The 17,881-nt window shown below is 71.5% G+C and carries 20 protein-coding genes; 7 read left to right on the top strand and 13 right to left on the bottom strand.

What is annotated here, in order from left to right; all coding sequences use genetic code 11:
* Positions 1 to 4: 4 nt before the first annotated feature.
* The gene (locus tag NAG42_RS01065; RefSeq protein ID WP_250027312.1) at positions 5 to 1,162 is read left to right on the top strand and encodes a cell wall anchor protein; all 1,158 of its coding nucleotides are present in this window, start codon (positions 5 to 7) and stop codon (positions 1,160 to 1,162) included.
* Positions 1,163 to 1,226: 64 nt separating this feature from the next.
* On the opposite strand, the gene NAG42_RS01070 is transcribed toward NAG42_RS01065, so the two are convergent.
* From NAG42_RS01070 to NAG42_RS01080, 3 genes are read right to left on the bottom strand one after another with little or no spacing between them, the layout of a single operon-like run.
* Positions 1,227 to 1,568 (bottom strand): DUF952 domain-containing protein, encoded by a 342-nt coding sequence (locus NAG42_RS01070; protein WP_250027313.1) that lies wholly within the window; start codon positions 1,566 to 1,568, stop codon positions 1,227 to 1,229.
* On the bottom strand, positions 1,565 to 3,769 hold the full coding sequence (recG, locus tag NAG42_RS01075; protein WP_250027314.1) for an ATP-dependent DNA helicase RecG: 2,205 nt from the start codon (positions 3,767 to 3,769) through the stop codon (positions 1,565 to 1,567). The genes NAG42_RS01070 and recG overlap by 4 nt, the downstream gene beginning before the upstream one ends.
* Positions 3,766 to 5,523, bottom strand: coding sequence for a DAK2 domain-containing protein (locus NAG42_RS01080; protein WP_250027315.1), 1,758 nt, complete (start codon positions 5,521 to 5,523; stop codon positions 3,766 to 3,768). The genes recG and NAG42_RS01080 overlap by 4 nt, the downstream gene beginning before the upstream one ends.
* A 203-nt stretch (positions 5,524 to 5,726) precedes the next feature.
* Between NAG42_RS01080 and rpmB the strand changes: the two genes are divergently transcribed.
* Positions 5,727 to 5,918: a 50S ribosomal protein L28 gene (gene rpmB, locus NAG42_RS01085; RefSeq protein ID WP_250027316.1), complete on the top strand. Its 192-nt coding sequence runs from the start codon at positions 5,727 to 5,729 to the stop codon at positions 5,916 to 5,918.
* A gap of 66 nt (positions 5,919 to 5,984) precedes the next feature.
* Here the strand turns inward: rpmB and NAG42_RS01090 are convergent, their stop codons facing one another.
* Positions 5,985 to 6,443 (bottom strand): GNAT family N-acetyltransferase, encoded by a 459-nt coding sequence (locus NAG42_RS01090; protein ID WP_250027317.1) that lies wholly within the window; start codon positions 6,441 to 6,443, stop codon positions 5,985 to 5,987.
* A 15-nt stretch (positions 6,444 to 6,458) separates the two neighbouring features.
* A complete protein-coding gene (locus NAG42_RS01095; protein WP_250027318.1) occupies positions 6,459 to 7,397 on the bottom strand; it encodes a thiamine-phosphate kinase in 939 nt (312 codons plus the stop codon).
* Between the two features lie 97 nt (positions 7,398 to 7,494).
* Between NAG42_RS01095 and NAG42_RS01100 the strand changes: the two genes are divergently transcribed.
* Positions 7,495 to 7,728, top strand: coding sequence for an Lrp/AsnC ligand binding domain-containing protein (locus NAG42_RS01100; RefSeq protein WP_250027319.1), 234 nt, complete (start codon positions 7,495 to 7,497; stop codon positions 7,726 to 7,728).
* Between the two features lie 2 nt (positions 7,729 to 7,730).
* The gene (locus NAG42_RS01105; RefSeq protein WP_250027320.1) at positions 7,731 to 8,372 is read left to right on the top strand and encodes a DUF3515 family protein; all 642 of its coding nucleotides are present in this window, start codon (positions 7,731 to 7,733) and stop codon (positions 8,370 to 8,372) included.
* 39 nt (positions 8,373 to 8,411) lie between these two features.
* Here NAG42_RS01105 and NAG42_RS01110 read toward each other — a convergent pair whose 3' ends face one another.
* Positions 8,412 to 9,506: a D-alanine--D-alanine ligase family protein gene (locus tag NAG42_RS01110; protein ID WP_250027321.1), complete on the bottom strand. Its 1,095-nt coding sequence runs from the start codon at positions 9,504 to 9,506 to the stop codon at positions 8,412 to 8,414.
* Between the two features lie 107 nt (positions 9,507 to 9,613).
* Between NAG42_RS01110 and NAG42_RS01115 the strand changes: the two genes are divergently transcribed.
* On the top strand, positions 9,614 to 10,117 hold the full coding sequence (locus NAG42_RS01115) for a protein-tyrosine phosphatase family protein (protein ID WP_250027322.1): 504 nt from the start codon (positions 9,614 to 9,616) through the stop codon (positions 10,115 to 10,117).
* A gap of 117 nt (positions 10,118 to 10,234) precedes the next feature.
* On the opposite strand, the gene NAG42_RS01120 is transcribed toward NAG42_RS01115, so the two are convergent.
* Genes NAG42_RS01120 through NAG42_RS01130 form a run of 3 tightly spaced genes read right to left on the bottom strand, consistent with a single transcriptional unit; the run spans position 10,235 to position 12,140 of the window.
* A complete protein-coding gene (locus tag NAG42_RS01120; protein WP_250027323.1) occupies positions 10,235 to 10,915 on the bottom strand; it encodes a hypothetical protein in 681 nt (226 codons plus the stop codon).
* Positions 10,912 to 11,790: an ABC transporter ATP-binding protein gene (locus NAG42_RS01125; RefSeq protein WP_250027324.1), complete on the bottom strand. Its 879-nt coding sequence runs from the start codon at positions 11,788 to 11,790 to the stop codon at positions 10,912 to 10,914. The genes NAG42_RS01120 and NAG42_RS01125 overlap by 4 nt, the downstream gene beginning before the upstream one ends.
* Complete coding sequence (locus NAG42_RS01130; RefSeq protein WP_250027325.1) at positions 11,787 to 12,140, bottom strand: GntR family transcriptional regulator; 354 nt, start codon at positions 12,138 to 12,140, stop codon at positions 11,787 to 11,789. Before NAG42_RS01130 ends, NAG42_RS01125 begins: the two co-directional genes overlap by 4 nt.
* A 175-nt stretch (positions 12,141 to 12,315) precedes the next feature.
* Between NAG42_RS01130 and NAG42_RS01135 the strand changes: the two genes are divergently transcribed.
* Positions 12,316 to 13,596, top strand: a complete 1,281-nt coding sequence (locus NAG42_RS01135; RefSeq protein ID WP_250027326.1) for an HNH endonuclease signature motif containing protein — start codon at positions 12,316 to 12,318, stop codon at positions 13,594 to 13,596.
* 116 nt (positions 13,597 to 13,712) lie between these two features.
* Here NAG42_RS01135 and NAG42_RS01140 read toward each other — a convergent pair whose 3' ends face one another.
* From NAG42_RS01140 to NAG42_RS01155, 4 genes are read right to left on the bottom strand one after another with little or no spacing between them, the layout of a single operon-like run.
* Positions 13,713 to 14,069, bottom strand: coding sequence for a hypothetical protein (locus NAG42_RS01140; protein ID WP_250027327.1), 357 nt, complete (start codon positions 14,067 to 14,069; stop codon positions 13,713 to 13,715).
* Positions 14,070 to 14,104: 35 nt separating this feature from the next.
* Positions 14,105 to 15,208 carry a cystathionine gamma-lyase gene (locus NAG42_RS01145; protein WP_250027328.1) on the bottom strand — a complete coding sequence of 368 codons (1,104 nt, stop codon included), beginning with the start codon at positions 15,206 to 15,208 and terminating at the stop codon, positions 14,105 to 14,107.
* Between the two features lie 31 nt (positions 15,209 to 15,239).
* Complete coding sequence (locus NAG42_RS01150; RefSeq protein ID WP_250027329.1) at positions 15,240 to 16,235, bottom strand: NAD(P)H-dependent glycerol-3-phosphate dehydrogenase; 996 nt, start codon at positions 16,233 to 16,235, stop codon at positions 15,240 to 15,242.
* Positions 16,232 to 16,978 carry a lysophospholipid acyltransferase family protein gene (locus tag NAG42_RS01155; protein WP_250027330.1) on the bottom strand — a complete coding sequence of 249 codons (747 nt, stop codon included), beginning with the start codon at positions 16,976 to 16,978 and terminating at the stop codon, positions 16,232 to 16,234. Before NAG42_RS01155 ends, NAG42_RS01150 begins: the two co-directional genes overlap by 4 nt.
* Before the next feature lie 168 nt (positions 16,979 to 17,146).
* Between NAG42_RS01155 and cofC the strand changes: the two genes are divergently transcribed.
* A complete protein-coding gene (gene cofC / locus NAG42_RS01160; protein WP_250027331.1) occupies positions 17,147 to 17,872 on the top strand; it encodes a 2-phospho-L-lactate guanylyltransferase in 726 nt (241 codons plus the stop codon).
* The last annotated feature ends 9 nt before the right edge of the window (positions 17,873 to 17,881 follow it).

The raw sequence follows: 17,881 nt of genomic DNA on the forward strand, positions 1-17,881 counted from the left end.
AGGCGTGAACCTGCTGAAGTCCAAGCTGCGGCGCGCAACCGCCGTGGTCGCGGGAACGCTCATCGGCTTTGCCGGTGTCGCGTTCTTCGCCGCGCCCGCGAGCGCCCACAGCAGCGATGTCAAGGGCACCCCTTGGTGCGACACGGCGACCGGTGAGTGGGTCGTCGACTGGGAAGTGAACACCGACAACGGCAACGAGCGGGGCGCCGAGAACTACCGGTTCCTGCTGGTCGAGTCGAAGCCGACGCCCGTCGAGGGCATCGTGCACACCCCGGACGACGCCGACCCGGCCTTCCCGCACAAGAGCAACGAGCCGCTCAAGGGCGTCCAGCGGGTTCCCGGCGACACCCGGTTCGCGAAGCTCGAGGTCCAGGTCAAGTGGAGCGACGAGTGGATCGAGTACGAGCACCGCAAGGGCTTCGTCAAGTTCCGCGGCACCTGCTCCAAGGAGGAGACGCCGACCGCCGAGCCGGACGCGTCGCTCGCCTCGACCTGTGACGGCGTGACCGTCACCCTGACCAACGGCGAGGACGCCAAGGCCGACGCCGAGTTCACGGTCAAGGGCTCGAAGGGCTTCGAGAAGACCGTGACCGTCAAGGCCGGCGACAAGCCCGCCACCCTCGACATCCCGGCCGAGAACGCCGCGAAGGTCGTCGTCACCGAGAAGTCGAGCGACAAGCCGATCCTCGAGGGCAAGTGGGAGAAGCCGGCGGACTGCACCCCGCCGTCCGAGGGTCAGACCGAGATCGGGTACGAGGTCACCTGTGACTCGCTGATCTTCGGCATCGACAACACCGAGGGCACCGAGACCTTCACCCTCGTGCTCAAGTCCAACAAGGGCGCGACGAAGACCCTGGTCGCCAAGGCCGGCGAGGAGAAGACTCTCACCGTCAAGGGTGAGAAGGGCCTCGTCATCAACGCCACCATCAACGGTGAGGCGCAGGAGCCCCTCAAGTGGGACGAGCTGAAGAAGCCCGAGGACTGCGACGCGACCTCGACGCCCACCCCGACCCCGACCGAGTCCACCCCGGGTGAGGGTGGCGGCCTCCCCGTCACCGGTCCGGTCGCCGGCAGCATCGCCGGTGGCGCGGCCCTCCTGCTGGCCGCCGGGGCCGTGCTCTTCATCCTGGCCCGTCGCCGCAAGGTGAAGTTCACCGCCTGATAGCAGCAAACGAGAAAGGCGCGCCGGCTCCGGTCGGCGCGCCTTTTCTTTTGTGTCCGGGTGCTCAGAGCCGCGGCGGTGCGAACGAGCCGTCCGGCTCGGGGCGGTATTCCTTGATCGCCGCCACCGCGTCGAGCGGGAGGGGCGCGTACAGGTGGGGGAAGGGGCTGCCGTCGGCGGCCGGTGGATCGCCCTGCTCCCAGGTGATCGGGACCGGCAGGCGGGACTCGTCGATCACCAGCAGCAGGAGGTCGTCGCGGCCCCGGAAGAGAGCCGTGGCGGGCAGGTGGGCCTGGTGCTCGGTGGAGCAGTGGATGAAGCCCTGGGTGGCCAGGGTGTCGCCCTCGTAGACGCCGGCTTGCTGCGCGGCCTCCCAGGTGGCGCGGGGAACGATGTGCAGGATCAACCCTTCTCCAGGTATTCGGCTCGCTCTTCGTCGACCAGGGCGGCCACGGAGGCGGCGAGGGCGGGGTATTTCGTCAGATCGGGATCGTCACCGACCAGCTCGCCGGCCTCGGCGCGAGCCTCGGTGATCAGTTTCGAGTCGGTGATCAGGGACAGCAGGCGCAGGTGCGAGTTCTTGCCGGACTGGGAGGCGCCCAGCACGTCACCCTCCCGGCGCTGCTCGAGGTCGATCTCGCTGAGCTTGAAGCCGTCGGTCGTCGACGCCACGGCGGCCAGGCGCTCGCGGGCCGCGGTGCCCTCGACCGACTCGGTGACCAGCAGGCAGATGCCCGCCGCGGAACCCCGGCCGACCCGGCCCCGCAGCTGGTGCAGCTGGGAGACACCGAACCGGTCGGCGTCCATGATGACCATGACGGTGGAATTGGGCACATCGACGCCGACCTCGATCACCGTGGTCGCCACCAGCACGTCGAGGTCGCCGGCGGCGAACTTGCGCATCACCGCGTCCTTCTCGTCGGCCGGCAGCTTGCCGTGCAGGATGCCGATGCGCAGGCCGTGCAGCGGACCCTCCTCGAGGATCGGCGCGACCTCGAGCACGGCCAGGGGCGGGCGCCGGGCCGGCTCGTTGTCGCCCGGTGGCTCCTCCTCGTCACCCTCGGCCGTGCCGATGCGCGGACAGACCACGTACGCCTGATGGCCGGCCTGGACCTCCTCGCGCAACCGGCGCCAGGCCCGGTCGAGGAAGGCCGGCTTCTCGGGCGGCACGACGTGCGACGCGATCGGTGAGCGGCCCCGCGGGAGCTGCGACAACACGGACGTCTCGAGGTCGCCGTAGACGGTCATGGCGACCGTCCGGGGAATCGGGGTGGCCGTCATGACCAGGACGTGCGGCGGTTGGGCGGCCTTGGCCCGCAGGGCGTCCCGCTGCTCGACGCCGAACCGGTGCTGCTCGTCGACGACCACCAGGCCCAGATCGTGGAAGTCGACGCCCTCGTAGAGCAGGGCGTGCGTGCCGATGACGATGCCGGCCGTGCCGTCGGCCACCTTGGCCAGCGCGGCCCGCCGAGCGGCGGCACCGAGCGAGCCGGTGACCAGGGTGAGCTGGGTGCCGGCCGGGTCGCCGTCGATCTCACCGGCCCGGCCCAGGGCGCCGAGCTGCGCGCCGATGCTGCGGTAATGCTGTGTGGCCAGGACCTCGGTGGGAGCGAGCAGGGCGGCCTGGCCCCCCGAGTCGACAACCTGGAGCATTGCCCGCACCGAGACGAGGGTCTTGCCGGAACCGACCTCACCCTGCAGGAGGCGGTGCATCGGGTGCGGCTGGGCCAGATCGGCGGCGATCTCCGCGCCGACCGTGGCCTGGCCCTCGGTCAACTCGTACGGAAGGCCGGCGTCGAACTTGGCCAGGATGCCGCCGTCGACCCGCGGACGGGCGCGGCCGGGAGCGGCGGCGGCCCGGGCGCGGCGCTGCACCAGGGTCAGCTGGACGGCGAAGGCCTCGTCCCACTTGAGGCGGTATTTCGCCCATCGGAGGGCTTCCTCGGTGCTCGGCCGGTGGATCTCGCGCAGCGCCGAGCCGATGCCGACGAGATTGCGTTTGGCCCGGACGGTGGCCGGCAGCGGATCAGCCGGCGGGTCGAACCTCTCGAGCAGCGTGCGGACACAGCGGGCGATGACCCACGTCGGCACGGCCTGCGACGCCGGATAGACCGGGATCAGCGCGCCCGCGAACTCCTCGATCTCCTCGGCCGCCTCGTCCTGCGTGGCGTCGACGCTGAGCAGCTGATAGGACGGACTGACCAGCTGGAGCTTGCCGCGGAAGTCGGACACCTTGCCGGCGAACAGGCCCCAGCGGCCGCGCTTGAGCTCGCGCTCGCGCCACGCCTGGCCGAAGAAGGTGCAGGTGAGAGTGGCGCCCGAGTCGTCGCCGAGGATGAGCTCGAGGATGTTGCCCCGGCGCTGGCGCATCGGCTTGACGGTGACCGCCTGGACCTGGGCCAGCACGGTGGCCTGCTCGCCGATCTCCAGGCCGTGGATGGCTGTCTCCTCACCCCGCTTGTCGTAGCGGCGCGGGAAGTGGTAGATCAGGTCGCCCGCCGTGTGCAGGTCGAGGTGGGTCGCGAGCGCCTTGGCCTCGTTCTTCTTGAGCACCTTGTCGAGCGGGGTGTCCGTCGTGATCCTGGTCTCGGTCTCGATCTCGGTCATTCCACTCCAACCAGCAGGTGGTAGCGCGGTTGCCCGCCCGTGTAGCAGTGCAGCTCGACGAACGGCCACAAGCGGCCGACGTGCGCACGGAGGGCTTCCTCGAGCGCGGGCGGGGCGTCGGCCCCGAGGACGAGGGTGGCCAGCTCGCCGCCGCCGCCGAGCATGCGGTCGAGCAGGTGGGCGCTGACCTCGGCCAGGTCGTCGCCGATCACGTGCACCTCGCCGTCGACCAGCCCGAGCAGGTCGCCGGCCCGGCACGGCCCGGCGACGGTGAGCGAGTCGCGGCGGGCGGTGCAGACCTCGCCGTAACGGCAGGCGCCGGCCGCCTCGGCCATGGCGATCACATCGTCGGCGAACGGGCGCTGGGGATCGCGGACGGCCAGGGCGGCCAGCGCCTGGACCGGGGAACGGGTCGGCACCACGCTGACCCGCAGGCCGGCGGTCTCGGCCTCACGGGCGGCGGTGACGGCGACGGCCTGGGTGTTGGCGTCGTTGGGCAGGAGCACGACGGAGCCGGCCCCGGAGGCGTGGACGGCCTCGAGCATCTCGCGGGTGGACGGGTTGCGGCCGACGACGAGGGCGCCCTCGGCTTCGAAGATCGCGGTCAGCCCGTCACCCGCGGCCACCACGACAGCGGCGCGCTCGCTTTGCGCGGCGGTGCGCTCGCGTTGCCGGGCGGTGTGCTCGCGTTGCGGGGCGGTGTGCTCGCGTTGCGGGGCGGTGTGCTCGCGTTGCGGGGCGGTGTGCTCGCGTTGCGGGGCGGCGTGCTCGTCCGGCGGGTGATCGTGCTGGTGGTCGTCGAGCGGGGTGACGGTGATGGCGTGCGGGCGCCCGGCCCGGATGCCGGCCTCCATCGCGGGACCGATGGCCGCCGCCGCGACGTGGACGTGCACATTCCAGGTGGCCAGGCCCGGGTCGCCGGTGCCGACCACGACCAGCGAGTCACCGAGGGCGGCCAGATCGGCCCGGAGCCGCTCGACCGCCGGGGCCTCGGCGTCGAGCAGGTATTGGACCTCGTAACCCCAGAGGCCCTCCCGCTCGCGTGCCGGGCTGATTTCGCCGTCTGGGCGCGGGGCGTCGGACCCGGCCGCGGGAAGGGGGCGGCCGGTCGTCGGGGACAGGGCCTCGACCAGAGCCTCCAGCAGGACGACCAGGCCGCGGCCGCCGGCGTCGACCACCCCGGCCCGGGCCAGAGCGGGCAACTGCTGCGGGGTGCGGGCCAGAGCCTCGGCGGCGGCCCGGGCGGCCGCGCGGGCCACGGCGACCAGGTCGTCGGACTTGAGGCGGGCCGCGGCGTCGGCGGCAGCCGCGGCGACGGTCAGGACCGTGCCCTCGACCGGGCGGGCGACCGCGGCATAGGCCGCCTCGGAGGCGGAACGCAACGCCCGGGCCAGCTCGGCACCCCGGACGGCGGCCACGGCGCCGACGCTGTCGGCCATGCCCCGCAGAATCTGCGAGACGATCACGCCGGAGTTGCCCCGGGCGCCGAGCAGGGCCCCCCGGGCCATGCGACGCAAGGCATTCGCCGGGGCGGCCGCCTCGGCCGTGCTCGCCCCGGTCGACGCCGGGTCGAGGTCGGGCCGCTCGAGAGCCTCCTGGGCCGAAGTGAGGGTGAGCACCAGGTTGGTGCCGGTGTCGCCGTCGGGCACGGGATAGACGTTCAGCTCGTCGATCTCGCGCTGATGAGCCCGCAACGCCACCAGCCCGCCACCGCACCAGCGGCGGACGGCTGCGGCGTCCAGCGTCTCGAGCACGCGAAAATCGTACTAACCAACACTGACAACTTCTCGGTACGAACACCGGACCGCGCTGTCGTACCTGCGGACAACAGGCCTCGGCGGGGGGTGTGCGGGGGCGATTCGCTGTTCGGGGCCGGCATCGGGTAACCTTGCCGGGTTGCCTGCGCGGCGGTGTTCGCTGGGCGCCTTCAGTTTCGTTTCGACCCAGGAGTTATCCCGTGGCTAGCGTGTGCGACGTCTGTGGCAAGGGACCGGGCTTCGGCCACAACGTGTCCCACTCGCACCGGCGGACCAACCGCCGCTGGAATCCCAATATCCAGTCGGTGCGCACCCCCGCCGGTGGTGGCACGACCAAGAAGCTCAAGGTTTGCACTTCGTGCATCAAGGGCGGCAAGGTCGTCCGCGCCTGATTCAGGCTTTTTGACCAACCCCCTCGGCCGCCTGGCCGAGGGGGTTGGTTCTGTTGCGGCCGCTTGTCAGACCGGCTTGGCGTAGGACAGGACGCCCTCCTGGCCCCGGTAGTAGCCGAAATCCTCGATGCGGACGTAGCCGGCCGATTCGTAGAGCGCGATCGCCTCGGGCTGCTTGTCGCCGGTCTCCAGGATCACCCGGGGGCAGCCGGCGGCTCGGGCCGACTCCTCGATGGCCGCCAGCATGCGGCGGCCCAGGCCCTGACCGCGGACGGCCCGGGCGGTGAACATGCGCTTCAGCTCCGCGTCGCCCTGGTGGCGGCGCCAACCGGCACACGCCACCAGACGCTCGCCGTCGTCGGCGACGAGGAAAGCGCCGTTCGGCGGGGTGAAGTCGTCGTCGGCGATGGGCGTGTCGTCCCCGGAGCCGCCGTAGCGCTCCGCGAGCTCGGCGAACACATCAACCAGCAGCGCCCGGACGGCCGGATCGGCGTAGTCGGCCTGCCTGATCTTGATTTCTGGCACGACAGACAAGACTAATCAGCGGAAGTGGTCCCAGCCCAGCGGGCCGCTCCACGGCTTGCGGTCGACGGTGACGCCGGTGCCCTCGTGGACCACGCCGATCGCCTGCCAGCCCTCCGGAAGCTCGACGCCGGACGGGAACGTCGCCACCAGCGCGTGATCGTCGCCACCGCCAAGGATCCACTGCAACGGGTCGACGCCGAGAGCGGTCGCGGCGTCGCGCATCTGCTGGGACACCTCGAACGCCTCGGTGCTGACGTCCACGCCGACCACGCTGGCCGTCGCGATGTGCCCCAGGTCCTGCAGCAGGCCGTCGGAGACGTCGATCATCGCGGTCGCGCCCGCGCGGGAGGCGGCCGGCCCGGCGGCGTACGGGACGGAGGGGCGCCGATACGCCTCGACCAGCGCCTTCGGCGTACGGAAACCGCGGGACAGCACCGTGTAGCCCGCCGCCGCGTGACCGAGACGCCCGGCCAAGGCGATCACGTCACCGGGCTCGGCCCCGCTGCGCAGGACGGGCTTGCGGCCGCCGAGATCGCCCAGGGCGGTCACGGCGATGGTCAGGGTGGGGCTGGACGACATGTCCCCGCCGACGACGCTCGCGCCGACCAGGGACGCCTCGGCCGCGAGACCGTCGGCCAGATCCTCGGCCCAGCTCACGTCGAGATCGGCCGGCGCGCACAGGCCGACGAGCAGGGCGGTCGGCGTCGCCCCCATGGCCGCTATGTCGGCCAGGTTGGCGCCGGCCGCCCGGTGGCCCACGTCGGCCCCGGAGGACCAGTCGCGGCGGAAATGGTGGCCCTCGACGAGGACATCGGTGGAGGCCACGATCCGTCCGTCGGGCGCGGCGACGATGGCGCTGTCGTCACCGGGACCCAGCAATGTCGTCGGACCATTCTCCAGCCGGGCGATCACCCGGGCGATCAGCCCGAACTCCCCGGCCTCGGCGATGCTCACTTGTGTGGCCTTTCGTTCCGGATGCGTCCCGCTGTCGGACGGATTCTTACGGTAGTTTCACGTTCGGGTTACGGCGGAGGCGGAATGGAGTCGGAGCGTGGTACAGGCATACATCCTGATCCAGACCGGGGTCGGAAAGGCCCATGACGTGGCCGCCGCGATCGGCAAAATTCCTGGTGTGGTGCGCGTCGACGCTGTCACCGGACCCTATGACGTGGTGGTTCTGGCCGAGGCGCACACCGTCGACGACCTCGGTGGCCTCATTGTGAGCAAGGTCCAGTACGTACCGGGCATCATGCGGACGCTCACCTGCTCCGTGGTAAACCTCTGAGCATGGTCGACGTGGAGACTCCCCCGGCGAACGCCAAGAAACCGGATCCGGCGACGCGCAGCGCGGCCCTGTGGGCCACTCTGGTCGCCGTTCCGGTGGCCGTGATCGTGGGTCTCGTGGCGTTCTGGCAAATCACCCCGGAGGACGCCGGGACGCAGGCCACGCCGTCGGCCTCGGCGCCGGCCGCGGTGCCGTCCACGCCCGTACGGATGGCCGCACCCAAGCTCGACGAGCGCACGACCCAGGTGTGCCTCGCGGTGACCTCGCAGCTGCCGACCGAGTTGCGGGGGCTGGCCGGTCGTAAGGTGACCGCCGGCCCCGAGCAGAACGCGGCCTGGGGTGAACCGCCGATCACCCTCGCCTGTGGTGTGACGCAACCGACGATGTGCGAGCGGATCGACGGCGGCCACGACGGTTGCGTGCCGCTCGACTCCACGATGCTCGCGATGGACGGCGTCTGCTGGTGGGCCGCGGACGGCCCGGCCACCGACGTCTTCACCACGATGGACCGTGAGGTCGCCGTGCAGGTGAGCGTGCCGGGCAGTTACGACCAGACCGGGCAGTGGGCCAACGAATTCTCCGAGCCGGTGGTCAAGACCGTCAAGTCCACCACCAAGGGCGTCCCGTCCGGCTGTAAGGGCTAGGAGCTTTCTCCCTGGCGCTTGGTCCCTGGCGCTTCGTCTCTAGTGCAGGCCTGAACCGCGACGCAGGGCGGTGCGGATCAGGCGGTCGACCACCTTGGGGTATTCGAGGCCGGTGGCCGCCCACATCAACGGGAACATCGACGTCGGGGTCATGCCGGGCATCGTGTTGATCTCGTTGAGGTAGACCTGATGGTCGGCGGTGACGAAGAAGTCGACCCGGGCCAGGCCGGCGCAGTCGAGCGCGGTGAAGGTGCGGCGCGCGTACTCCTGCACCTGGCGGGTCACCTCGGCGGGCAGGTCGGCCGGGATGTCGTAGCGGCCGCCGCCCAGGTACTTAGCCTCGAAGTCGTACCAGTCGTGGTCGCCGACGTGGATCTCGGCCAGCAGGGACGCCTCCGGCGTGCCGCCGGCCTCGCCCTCGAGCACACCGCACTCGATCTCGCGGCCGACGATCGCGGCCTCGACGAGCACCTTGGGGTCGATCCGGCGGGCGGTGGCCACCGCGTCGTCGAGGTCGGCCCAGTCGGAGACCTTGGTGATGCCGTGCGACGAGCCGGCCCGGGACGGCTTCACGAAGACGGGCAGGCCCAGGCGCTCCTTGTCGGCCTCGCTCAGGGAGACGCCGGCGCGCAGCACAGCGTACGGGCCCACCGGGATGCCCTCGGCGAGCGCGAGCTTCTTGGTGAACTCCTTGTCCATGGCCGCCGCCGAGGCGAAGACGTTGGCGCCCACATAGGGCAAGCCGGCCATTTCGAGCAGGCCCTGGATGGTGCCGTCCTCGCCGTAGGCGCCGTGCAGCACCGGGAAGACCACGTCGACCCCGGCCAGCGACGAGAAGCCGTCGGTGGGCTCGCGGACGATCAGCTCGGTGGCCGTCGGGTCGGCGGCGAGCACGACCCCGCTGCCGCTGGCCGCGGTGATCTCGGGCAGCGTCCGGCCGGTGATGGCGAAGGTGGACGGGTCGTCCCCGGAGAGCACCCATCGGCCCTCACGGGTGATGCCGACCGGGAGCACCTCGTACTGGTCCGGGTCGAGCGCGCGCAGGATGCTGCCGGCGCTCACACACGAGATCGCGTGCTCGCTGCTGCGACCGCCGAAGACGATCGCGACGCGGATTTTTCGAGGGGTCGTCACTTTCTTTGGGCCTCTCGCTAGCGGGCTTGCCGGGGGGAACCCTACTCTGCGTTAGCCACTCGCGGGATCACCCGGCCTCGGGGCCGGGACAGGGGAACGGGCAGTTCATGAGAGCAGCACTCCACGTGATCGCCGGGCCGGGGCCCGGGCAACTCGCGACCATCGCGCACCCGCGCGCGGACGCCTGGCCGGTCGAGCATTTCGGTGCTCTCGCCCGCGCCGGGGTGAACGTCCTCGTCTCGGCGCTGACCGCGAACGAGCAGTACCGGCTGGGCTTCGGCGACACCGCCACGGCGGCCGCCGCGTACGGCCTCGAGTTCGTCTCGTTCCCGGTGCCGGACGGCGGCGTCCCGCGCGACGAGGCGGTCCAGGTGGTCGCCCTGGCGAGCAAGCTGGCCGGCGAGGTGCGGTCAGGCCGGTTCGTCGTGACCCAGTGCTTCGGCGGGATAGGCCGATCGACGCTGCTGGCGTGCACCACCTTGGTGCTGCTCGGCATCGCCCCGGGCGAGGCCCTGAGCCGCGTCACCGGCGGCACCGAGATGCCAGTGACCCAGGACTGGCTGTACGACTTCGCCGCCACCCACCCCTCCCTCCTCGCCGACTCCGCCTGAACCAGCCGCCCCTCAACCGGCGACCGGCTCAACCGGCCGCGGCTCAACCGGCCGCGGCTTCACCGGCCGCGGCTCACCGGCCGCGGCTCAACCGGCGGCGGCTCAACCGGCGGCGGCTCAACCGGTCGCTCGGCGGATGGCGACGTCTCGCATGAGGCGGTGGGTGGCGAGGCCGCCGGCGACTGTGGCCGCAAGCGAAATCGTCAGCGCGATCGCGAGCGGCAGCCGCTGCGTCAGGTGGCCGAACTCGTCAATCTTGATCAGCCCCTCGGCGACGCCGGCCGGCACCGCCCCGGGGATGATCAACAGCACGCCGGTCCACGGCCGGAAACGGTAGAACCCGGCCGCGATCAGGATGCCCGACGTGAGATACCCCGCCGTGCCCGGCAGCACGTGGAAGAACTCGGACGCCGCCTCGCCGAAGCGGAACACGGGATAGCCGTCACCCCGCTGGTCGAGCAGACCCAGCACGACGCTCTCGGCGGCATGCCCCAGAACCACCAGGGCCGCCACCACGAAGATGATGCCGAGCCAGAAGACCGCCAGCCCGCGGAGAAACTCGTGGCGGGTGATCCCGTTGGACGCGAAAAGCCGGAAATACATGCTGACGAGCAGGATCCCGGCGACGAGCGGCCAGTATTTCGCCGCCGCGCCGAAGACGACCAGCCAGAAGCTGAACTTGATCGGTCCGACCGACAGGATCGCGACCACGGCGATGACCTCGACCGCGGTCAGGATGGCCAGCACCCAGAGCACGATGGGCTTGAAGAGCCGGAGCAGGACAGCGGTGACGCTCATCGCGACGCCTCCAGGGGCTGCTGCGAGGTGAGGTGGACGAACAGGTCCTGCAGGCCGAGCGGGCCGAACGTGAGGCCCTCGCGCTCGCCGAGCAGGATGTCGCCGGGGTCGAGCCGGCCGTCGAGTGTCAGGGCCCGGACGCCGCCCAGACTCTGCTCCCCCAGCACGGTGTGCCCGGCCGCGAAAGCGGTGACCCGTTCGGCCTGCCCGGTCACGGTGACACCCCGGCCGCGCAGGGAATCGGTTTCGTCGTGCAGCAGGATCCGGCCGCGGTCCATGATGATGACCCGCTCGAAGAGGTCGGCCACCTCGTCGATCAGGTGAGTGGAGAGGACGATCGTCCGCGGGTGGGCCAGATAGTCGGCCAGCAGCTCGCGGTAGAAGAGGGTGCGGGCCACAGCGTCCATGCCCAGGTAACTCTCGTCCAGGATGGTCAGTGCCGCCCGGGACGCGAGACCGAGCACCACGCCGAGCATCGAGCGCTGGCCGCGGGAGAGGCTCGAGACGCGTTTGCGGGTGTCGAGCTGAAAGACGTCGACCAGCTTCGCCGCATAGTCCGCGTCCCACGTCGGTCGCAGCCAGGAGGCGATGTCGAGCGCGGTCCGGACGCGGTCGGAGTCGTTGAGATCGAGGGTGTCGCGGATGAAGCTCGTCTGCCGCACCACGCGCGGGTTCTCGAAGGCCGGCTCGCCATCCACGAAGACCGCGCCGGCCGACGGCTTGCGGTAGGACGCGAGAGCGCTGAGCAGGCTGGTCTTACCCGACCCGTTGCGGCCGAGCAGTCCGTAGATCTTGCCCGGCGGCAGCTCGAGATCGATCGCGTCGACCGCCACGGTTTCGCCGTAGCGGACGGTCACCCCGCGCAACTCGATCATCGACGGCTCCCCAGGTAGTGCGTGATCTCGTCGGTGCTGATGCCCACCCGTTCCGCCTCGTCGAGCATCGGCTCGACCACCTCGGCGAAGAACCGCTCGCGTCGGGCCGCTCGCAACTTGCCGCGGGCGTCGGGGCTCACGAACATGCCGATCCCCCGCTTCTTGTAGAGGACCCCCTCGTCGACGAGCTGGGCGAAGCCCTTGGCCGCGGTGGCGGGGTTGATCCGGTAGAAGGCCGCGTACTGATTGGTGGACATGACCTGCTCGTCCTCCTCGAGTGAGCCGCCGAGGATGTCGTTCTTGATGCCGTCGGCGATCTGCACATAGATCGGGCTCCGGTCGTGAAACACCCGAGCCTCCCTACTTAGGGGGTTCATTACTCATGCAATGAACCGTAGGACCTTCGGAGTCAGGGCGTCAAGCCTTCGTGCAGCCCTCGAAGCCTGAGTTCAGATGGTGGATGTCGATCTCCTCGGCCGCTGCCGTGGGCCAAAAATGTCGTACGTGTGTTCGAAGATGGTCCCCATGTTGGTCGACGTGCAGCAGCTCGGTGAAGACGCGGCGAAGCTCGCCGCGGCTTCGGTGTGGCCGCTGGCCGACGACGAGCTGACCGGCACGCTGCGAGCGGCCTACCGCCTCGAGCAGGCCGCCGCAGCCCTGCAGGTGCGACTGGTGCAAGAGGTGACCGCCCGCGATCTGCCTGCCGCGCACGGCCACCGCGGCACGGCCCGATGGCTGCGCAGTCTGCTCACCCTCGATCCGCAGCCGGCGCGGGAGCTGGCCGACCGCGCCGCCACCCTCGACCGGCATCCCACCGTGCAGCAGGCGGTTCTGGACGGCCGCACCGATCTGCGGCAGGCCACCGTGATCGCGGCGACCATCCATGACCTGCCCGAGGCCCTCGCCGAGATCGACGAGATCAGCCTGGCCGACGCCGCCGCGCTCGCCCGGCAGGCCGAGGACACGATGATCGAGATGGCCGGCCGCTTGTCGGCCTTCCAGCTGCGCCGGGTCGGTGAGCGGATCGTCGCGCACGTGGCCCCCGCTCTGGCCGAGCGGGTCGATCAGGTTGCGCTGGCCCGGCAGGAGACCCGCGCCCGCCGGCACCGTGGCCTCACCCTGTCGCTGCCGGTCGACGGCCTGGTGCGGCTGTCCGGGATGCTCACCGTGGAGGACGCGGCCACAGTGCAGGCTGCTCTGCACCCGTTGTGCGGACCGATGCCCGCCGACGACCGATCACCGGCGCAGCGCCGCGCCGACGCCCTGACCGACATCTGCCGGTTGGCCTTGAGCACCGCGACCCTGCCCGCCGACGGTGGCGAATTGCCGCAGCTGGCGATCACGGTCGCGTACGACCCACTCACGCGCACCCTCGGCACCGCCACCACCGACACAGGTGTCCGGTTGCCGGCCGAGGCTGCCCGCCGGTTGGCCTGTGACGCCCGGATCCTGCCGATCGTGCTCGGTGGCGCCGGGCAGATCCTCGACGCCGGCCGCACCCGCCGACTCGCCGGCGGTCCGCTGCGACGGGCCCTGCACATCCGTGACCGCGGCTGCGCTTTCCCCGACTGCGATCGGCCGCCCCGATGGACCGACGCGCATCACATCACCGCCTGGACCGACGGCGGCCCGACGAGCTTGGACAACCTGGTCCTGCTCTGCCGCCACCACCACCGCGTGGTTCACCATCCCACCGCCGGCTGGCGGATCCGCCTGGGCGAGGACAGCCTCCCCGACTTCATCCCTCCGCCCACGATCGATCCTGAGCAACTCGCCCGCCGCAACCTGTTCCACCGACGCCAATGACAACCACGCCGACCGCACCCGTTCGCCGCAGCGCCCGTTCACCACCCGGATGCCGGCTACCCGGATGCCAGTACCCGGCCGAACCAGCACCGGCCAACCCCGCATGGTTTCCGGGATCAGGCGGCGAAGGTCTGGGGCAGGACGCCGTCGTCCCAGAGGGTGTCCAGATGGTCCAGGAATCCGACCAGGCTGCGTTCGAGCTCGCGGCGCTCGCCGGCCGGCAGGGCGGCCAGCGGGTCGCTGAAGACGAGGCCCTCCGGGTGTTTGGCCCGGGTGCCGACGAACTTGCGGCACGACGAGCACCAGACGTAGCTCACCAGGGTGGGCCGGCGGGCGTTCTCGGGGGCGTTGACGTAGGCCCGCAGGGTCTTCTCGCCGCACGCGGGGCACTCGCGCTCGCCGGGGGACGCGAAGAAGCTCTCGCCCTGCGTCATGGCCGCCACCTGGTCACCGGAGAAGCTGTCCCAACTCACCCCGGCACCGTATCCCGCCGGGGACGGCATGGGGGTCAGGCCTGGTCCAGTGCCGCGGTCAGGTCGGCCAGGAGGTCCACCGTGTCCTCGATTCCGCAGGACAGGCGGACGAAGCCGGGTGAGGTGTCGTCGCCCCACTGGGCCCGGCGGTCGGCCGTCGTGTGGACGCCGCCGAACGACGTGGCCGCGAAGACGAGGGCGGCCGCGGTCAGGAAGCGGGCCACCCGCTGGGCGTCGCCCAGGTCGAACGAGACGACCCCGGGGATGCGGCGCATCTGGCGGGACGCCACGTCGTACGACGGATCCGAGTGCAGGCCGGGCCAGCGCACTCCGGTCACGTCCGGGCGACCGCTCAGGAGGGCGGCCACGGCGGCCGCGTTCTGGCTCTGGCGGGCCAGGCGCAGGTCGAGGGTGGCGATCGAGCGGTGGGCCAGCCACGCGTCGAAGGCGCCGGGGACGGCCCCGGTGTGCTTGCGCCAGGTCTCGATCTTGTCGTACACCGCGTCGTCGTTGGTCGAGACGTAGCCCAGGAGCACGTCGGAGTGGCCGGTCAGCGCCTTGGTGCCGGAGGCGACGACCAGGTCGGCCCCGAGGGCCAGCGGGTTCTGTCCCAGTGGCGTGGCGGTGGTGTTGTCCACGGCGACCAGCGCGCCGGCCGCGTGCGCGGCCGCGGCCACCGCGGTGATGTCGCAGACGTCGAGGCCGGGGTTGGCCGGGGTTTCGAGCAGCACCAGACGTACGCCGGTGAAGTCCGGATACGGTCCGGCGGTGGGGGCCACGACTGTGGTCACCCCGAGGTCGCGCAGGGTGCTCTCGGCGAAGCTGCGCACCGTGAAGTATCCGTCGGAGGGCAGGACCACGGTGTCGCCACTGCGCAGCACCGAGAGCAACAGGGCGGTGATCGCCGCCTGGCCGCTCGCGAAGGCCAGCGTACGGCCGCCTTCGAGCTCGCCGATGGCCGACTCGAGCAGGCGGCGGGTCGGGTTGTCCGGACGCCCGTACCCGTTGTCGCCGATCTGCCCCTGCTCGGGGTCGAGGTGATAGGGCGCCGCGAAGACCGGCCCGGGCAGGAACGGATCCCCCGCCTCGGCCTCCGGCAGTCCGGCGTGCACAACCCGCGTTCCGTCCGAGTAGCTCATCTTGTTCTCCGTAAAAGGAACGGGCCGAGGCTCATTCCGGCTTGATCTCGCGGCCCATCAGCAGTTTGACGGCCACCCGCGGGTCCACTCCCTCGTGGCACACGCGCTCGACCTGCTCGGTGATCGGCACCTCGACCGCGTGGGCGCGGGCCAGATCGCGGATCGCCAAGCAGCTCTTGACTCCCTCGGCGGTCTGCCGGGCGGCCGCCTGAGCCTGCTCCAGAGTCTTACCCAGGCCCAGTTGCTCGCCGAACGTGCGGTTGCGCGACAGTGGCGACGAACACGTGGCGACCAGGTCGCCCAGCCCGGCCAGACCGGCGAAGGTGAGCGGGTCGGCACCGAGTGCCACGCCCAGACGGGCGGTCTCGGCCAGGCCGCGGGTGATCAGGGACGCTTTTGTGTTGTCGCCCAGTCCCATGGCGGCGGCCATCCCGTACGCGAGGGCGATCACGTTCTTGACGGCGCCACCCAGTTCGCAGCCGACCACGTCCTCGCTCGTGTAGGGACGCATGTAGGGCAGCGCGATCGCGTGCTGCACGGCCCGGCACCGGTCGTGGTCGGTGCCGGCCACCACGGTTGCGGCGGGCTGCTCGGCGGCGATCTCGGGCGCCAGGTTGGGGCCCGAGACGACCACCACCCGGCTGGCGTCGACCCGGGCGGTCTCGACGATCACCTGGCTCATCCGCTTGGTGGTGCCGAGCTCGATGCCCTTCATCAGCGAGACGATCGTCGAGCCGGGCTCGAAGGCGCCCGCCCACTCGGCGAGGTTGCCGCGCAGAGTCTGTGACGGCACCGCGATGGCCACGATCTCGGCCCCGGCCACCGCCTCGGCGACGTCGCCGGTGGCGGTGATGCGCTCGGGCAGTTTGAGCCCGGGCAGCGCGCCCTCGTTGAGGTGGTGGTCGCGGATCGAGGCGACGACGGCCTCGCGCCGGGCCCACATCGTGACCTCGGCCCCGGCCTCGGCCAGCATCTTGGCGAAGGCCGTGCCCCAGGCACCGGCCCCGATCACCGCGGCCCGGCTCATCCGAGGTCCTCGGTGCGCGACAGGCCCTCGGTGCGCGAGATCGGGCGGCGCGGCCGGTCGTAGAGGACGGCCGGCGGCTTCTCGCCGCGCAGGTCGCCGAGGAGGACGCTGATGTCCTGCATGATCGCGTCGGTCATCTGCTCGAGCACGGCCCGGGTCGGGGTGGCCCCGGCCCACTGGCTCAGGTCCACCGGCCGGCCGGTGGTGACGGTCACCTGCGTACGCCGGAAACGCAGTTTGCTCGTCCGCGGGTCGAAGATCTGCTCCGCTCCCCAGTTGGCCATCGGGATCACCGGAGCTCCGGTGACCAGGGCCAAGCGGGCCGCCCCGGTCTTGCCGCGCATCGGCCACAGGTCGGGCTCGCGGGTGGTCGTGCCCTCGGGGTAGATGACCACGACACCGCCCTGCTGGAGGGCGTCGACGAGCACGTCGAGGGACTTCACCGCCTCGACACTGCCGCGTTCGACGGGGATCTGCTGGACCTTGCGGAGAAAGCCGCCGAGCAACGGCACCTTCCACAGGCTGGCCTTGCCCAGGAAGCGGGGCCAGCGGCCGGCACTGAAGATGTAGTAGCCGACGACGACCGGGTCGAAGTGTGACACGTGGTTGGGCGCGATGATGACGCCGCCGGACGGCGGGATGTTCTCCTTGTTGAGCCACGTCCGCTTGGTCCAGACCTTCAGCGTCGGGATCACCAGGAACGCCGCGAAACGTCGCCAGAATCCGAGCCTGCGGTGTGCCACGGCTCCCCCTGCCCCCTGCTCGGGCGGCGTGTCCCCGCCACTCCGTCGTCGTACCTGCGACGAAATCATGCCTGCTCGAAGCCTGCGGTACCAGGCAGGGGTCCTTACCGAGGGCGGCCGGGCCCAGCAGGCCAGGGCCGCACGAGCAGGCCAAGTAGGCTCGGCGCAATGAGGCGGGACTGGACGGCAGTCATGCCGGTCAAGCGGCTGGGTGTGGCGAAGAGCCGGCTGCGGGGTGCGGTGCCGGCCGCCCGGCACAGCGACCTGGCGCTGGCGATGGTGCGCGACACCGCCACCGCGGTGCTGGCCGCCCGCGCGGTGGCCGAACTGCTGGTGGTGACCGACGACCCGGTCACCGCCGCGGCGGTGACAGCCCTGGGCGCCCGCGTCGTGCCGGACCGCCCGGCGGCCGGGTTGCCGCCGGACCGCCCGGCGGCCGGGTTGCCGCCGGACCGCCCGGCGGCCGGGTTGAACGCAGCCATGCGGTACGGCGCGGACGAGGTGGCCGGCACCGGCCGCCACCGCTTCGTGCTGGCCGGCGATCTGCCCGCCCTGCGCGCCGAGCAGCTCGACGCGGCCCTGGCCGGAGCTGAGGCGCCGGCTGAGGCGCCGGCCGAGGCGGGCCGCAGTTTCGTGGCGGACGCCGCCGGCAGCGGCACCGTGTTGCTCGCGGTGGCGCCCGGCGGGCCGCTCGACCCGCACTTCGGCGTCGGCTCGGCGGCGGCGCACGCGGCCTCCGGCGCGCACCCGCTGGACGGCGACTGGCCGGGCCTGCGGCAGGACGTCGACACCCCGGCCGACCTGCTCACCGTCCTCGGGTTGGGGGCCGGACCGCACACTTGCGCGCTTCTGCGTGATGTGGGACTCAAGGTGGCCTGCGTCTCGGCCGCGTGACCGGTAGCG

It is taken from the genome of Paractinoplanes maris (genome assembly GCF_023544465.1).
Classification (GTDB): domain Bacteria; phylum Actinomycetota; class Actinomycetes; order Mycobacteriales; family Micromonosporaceae; genus Actinoplanes; species Actinoplanes maris.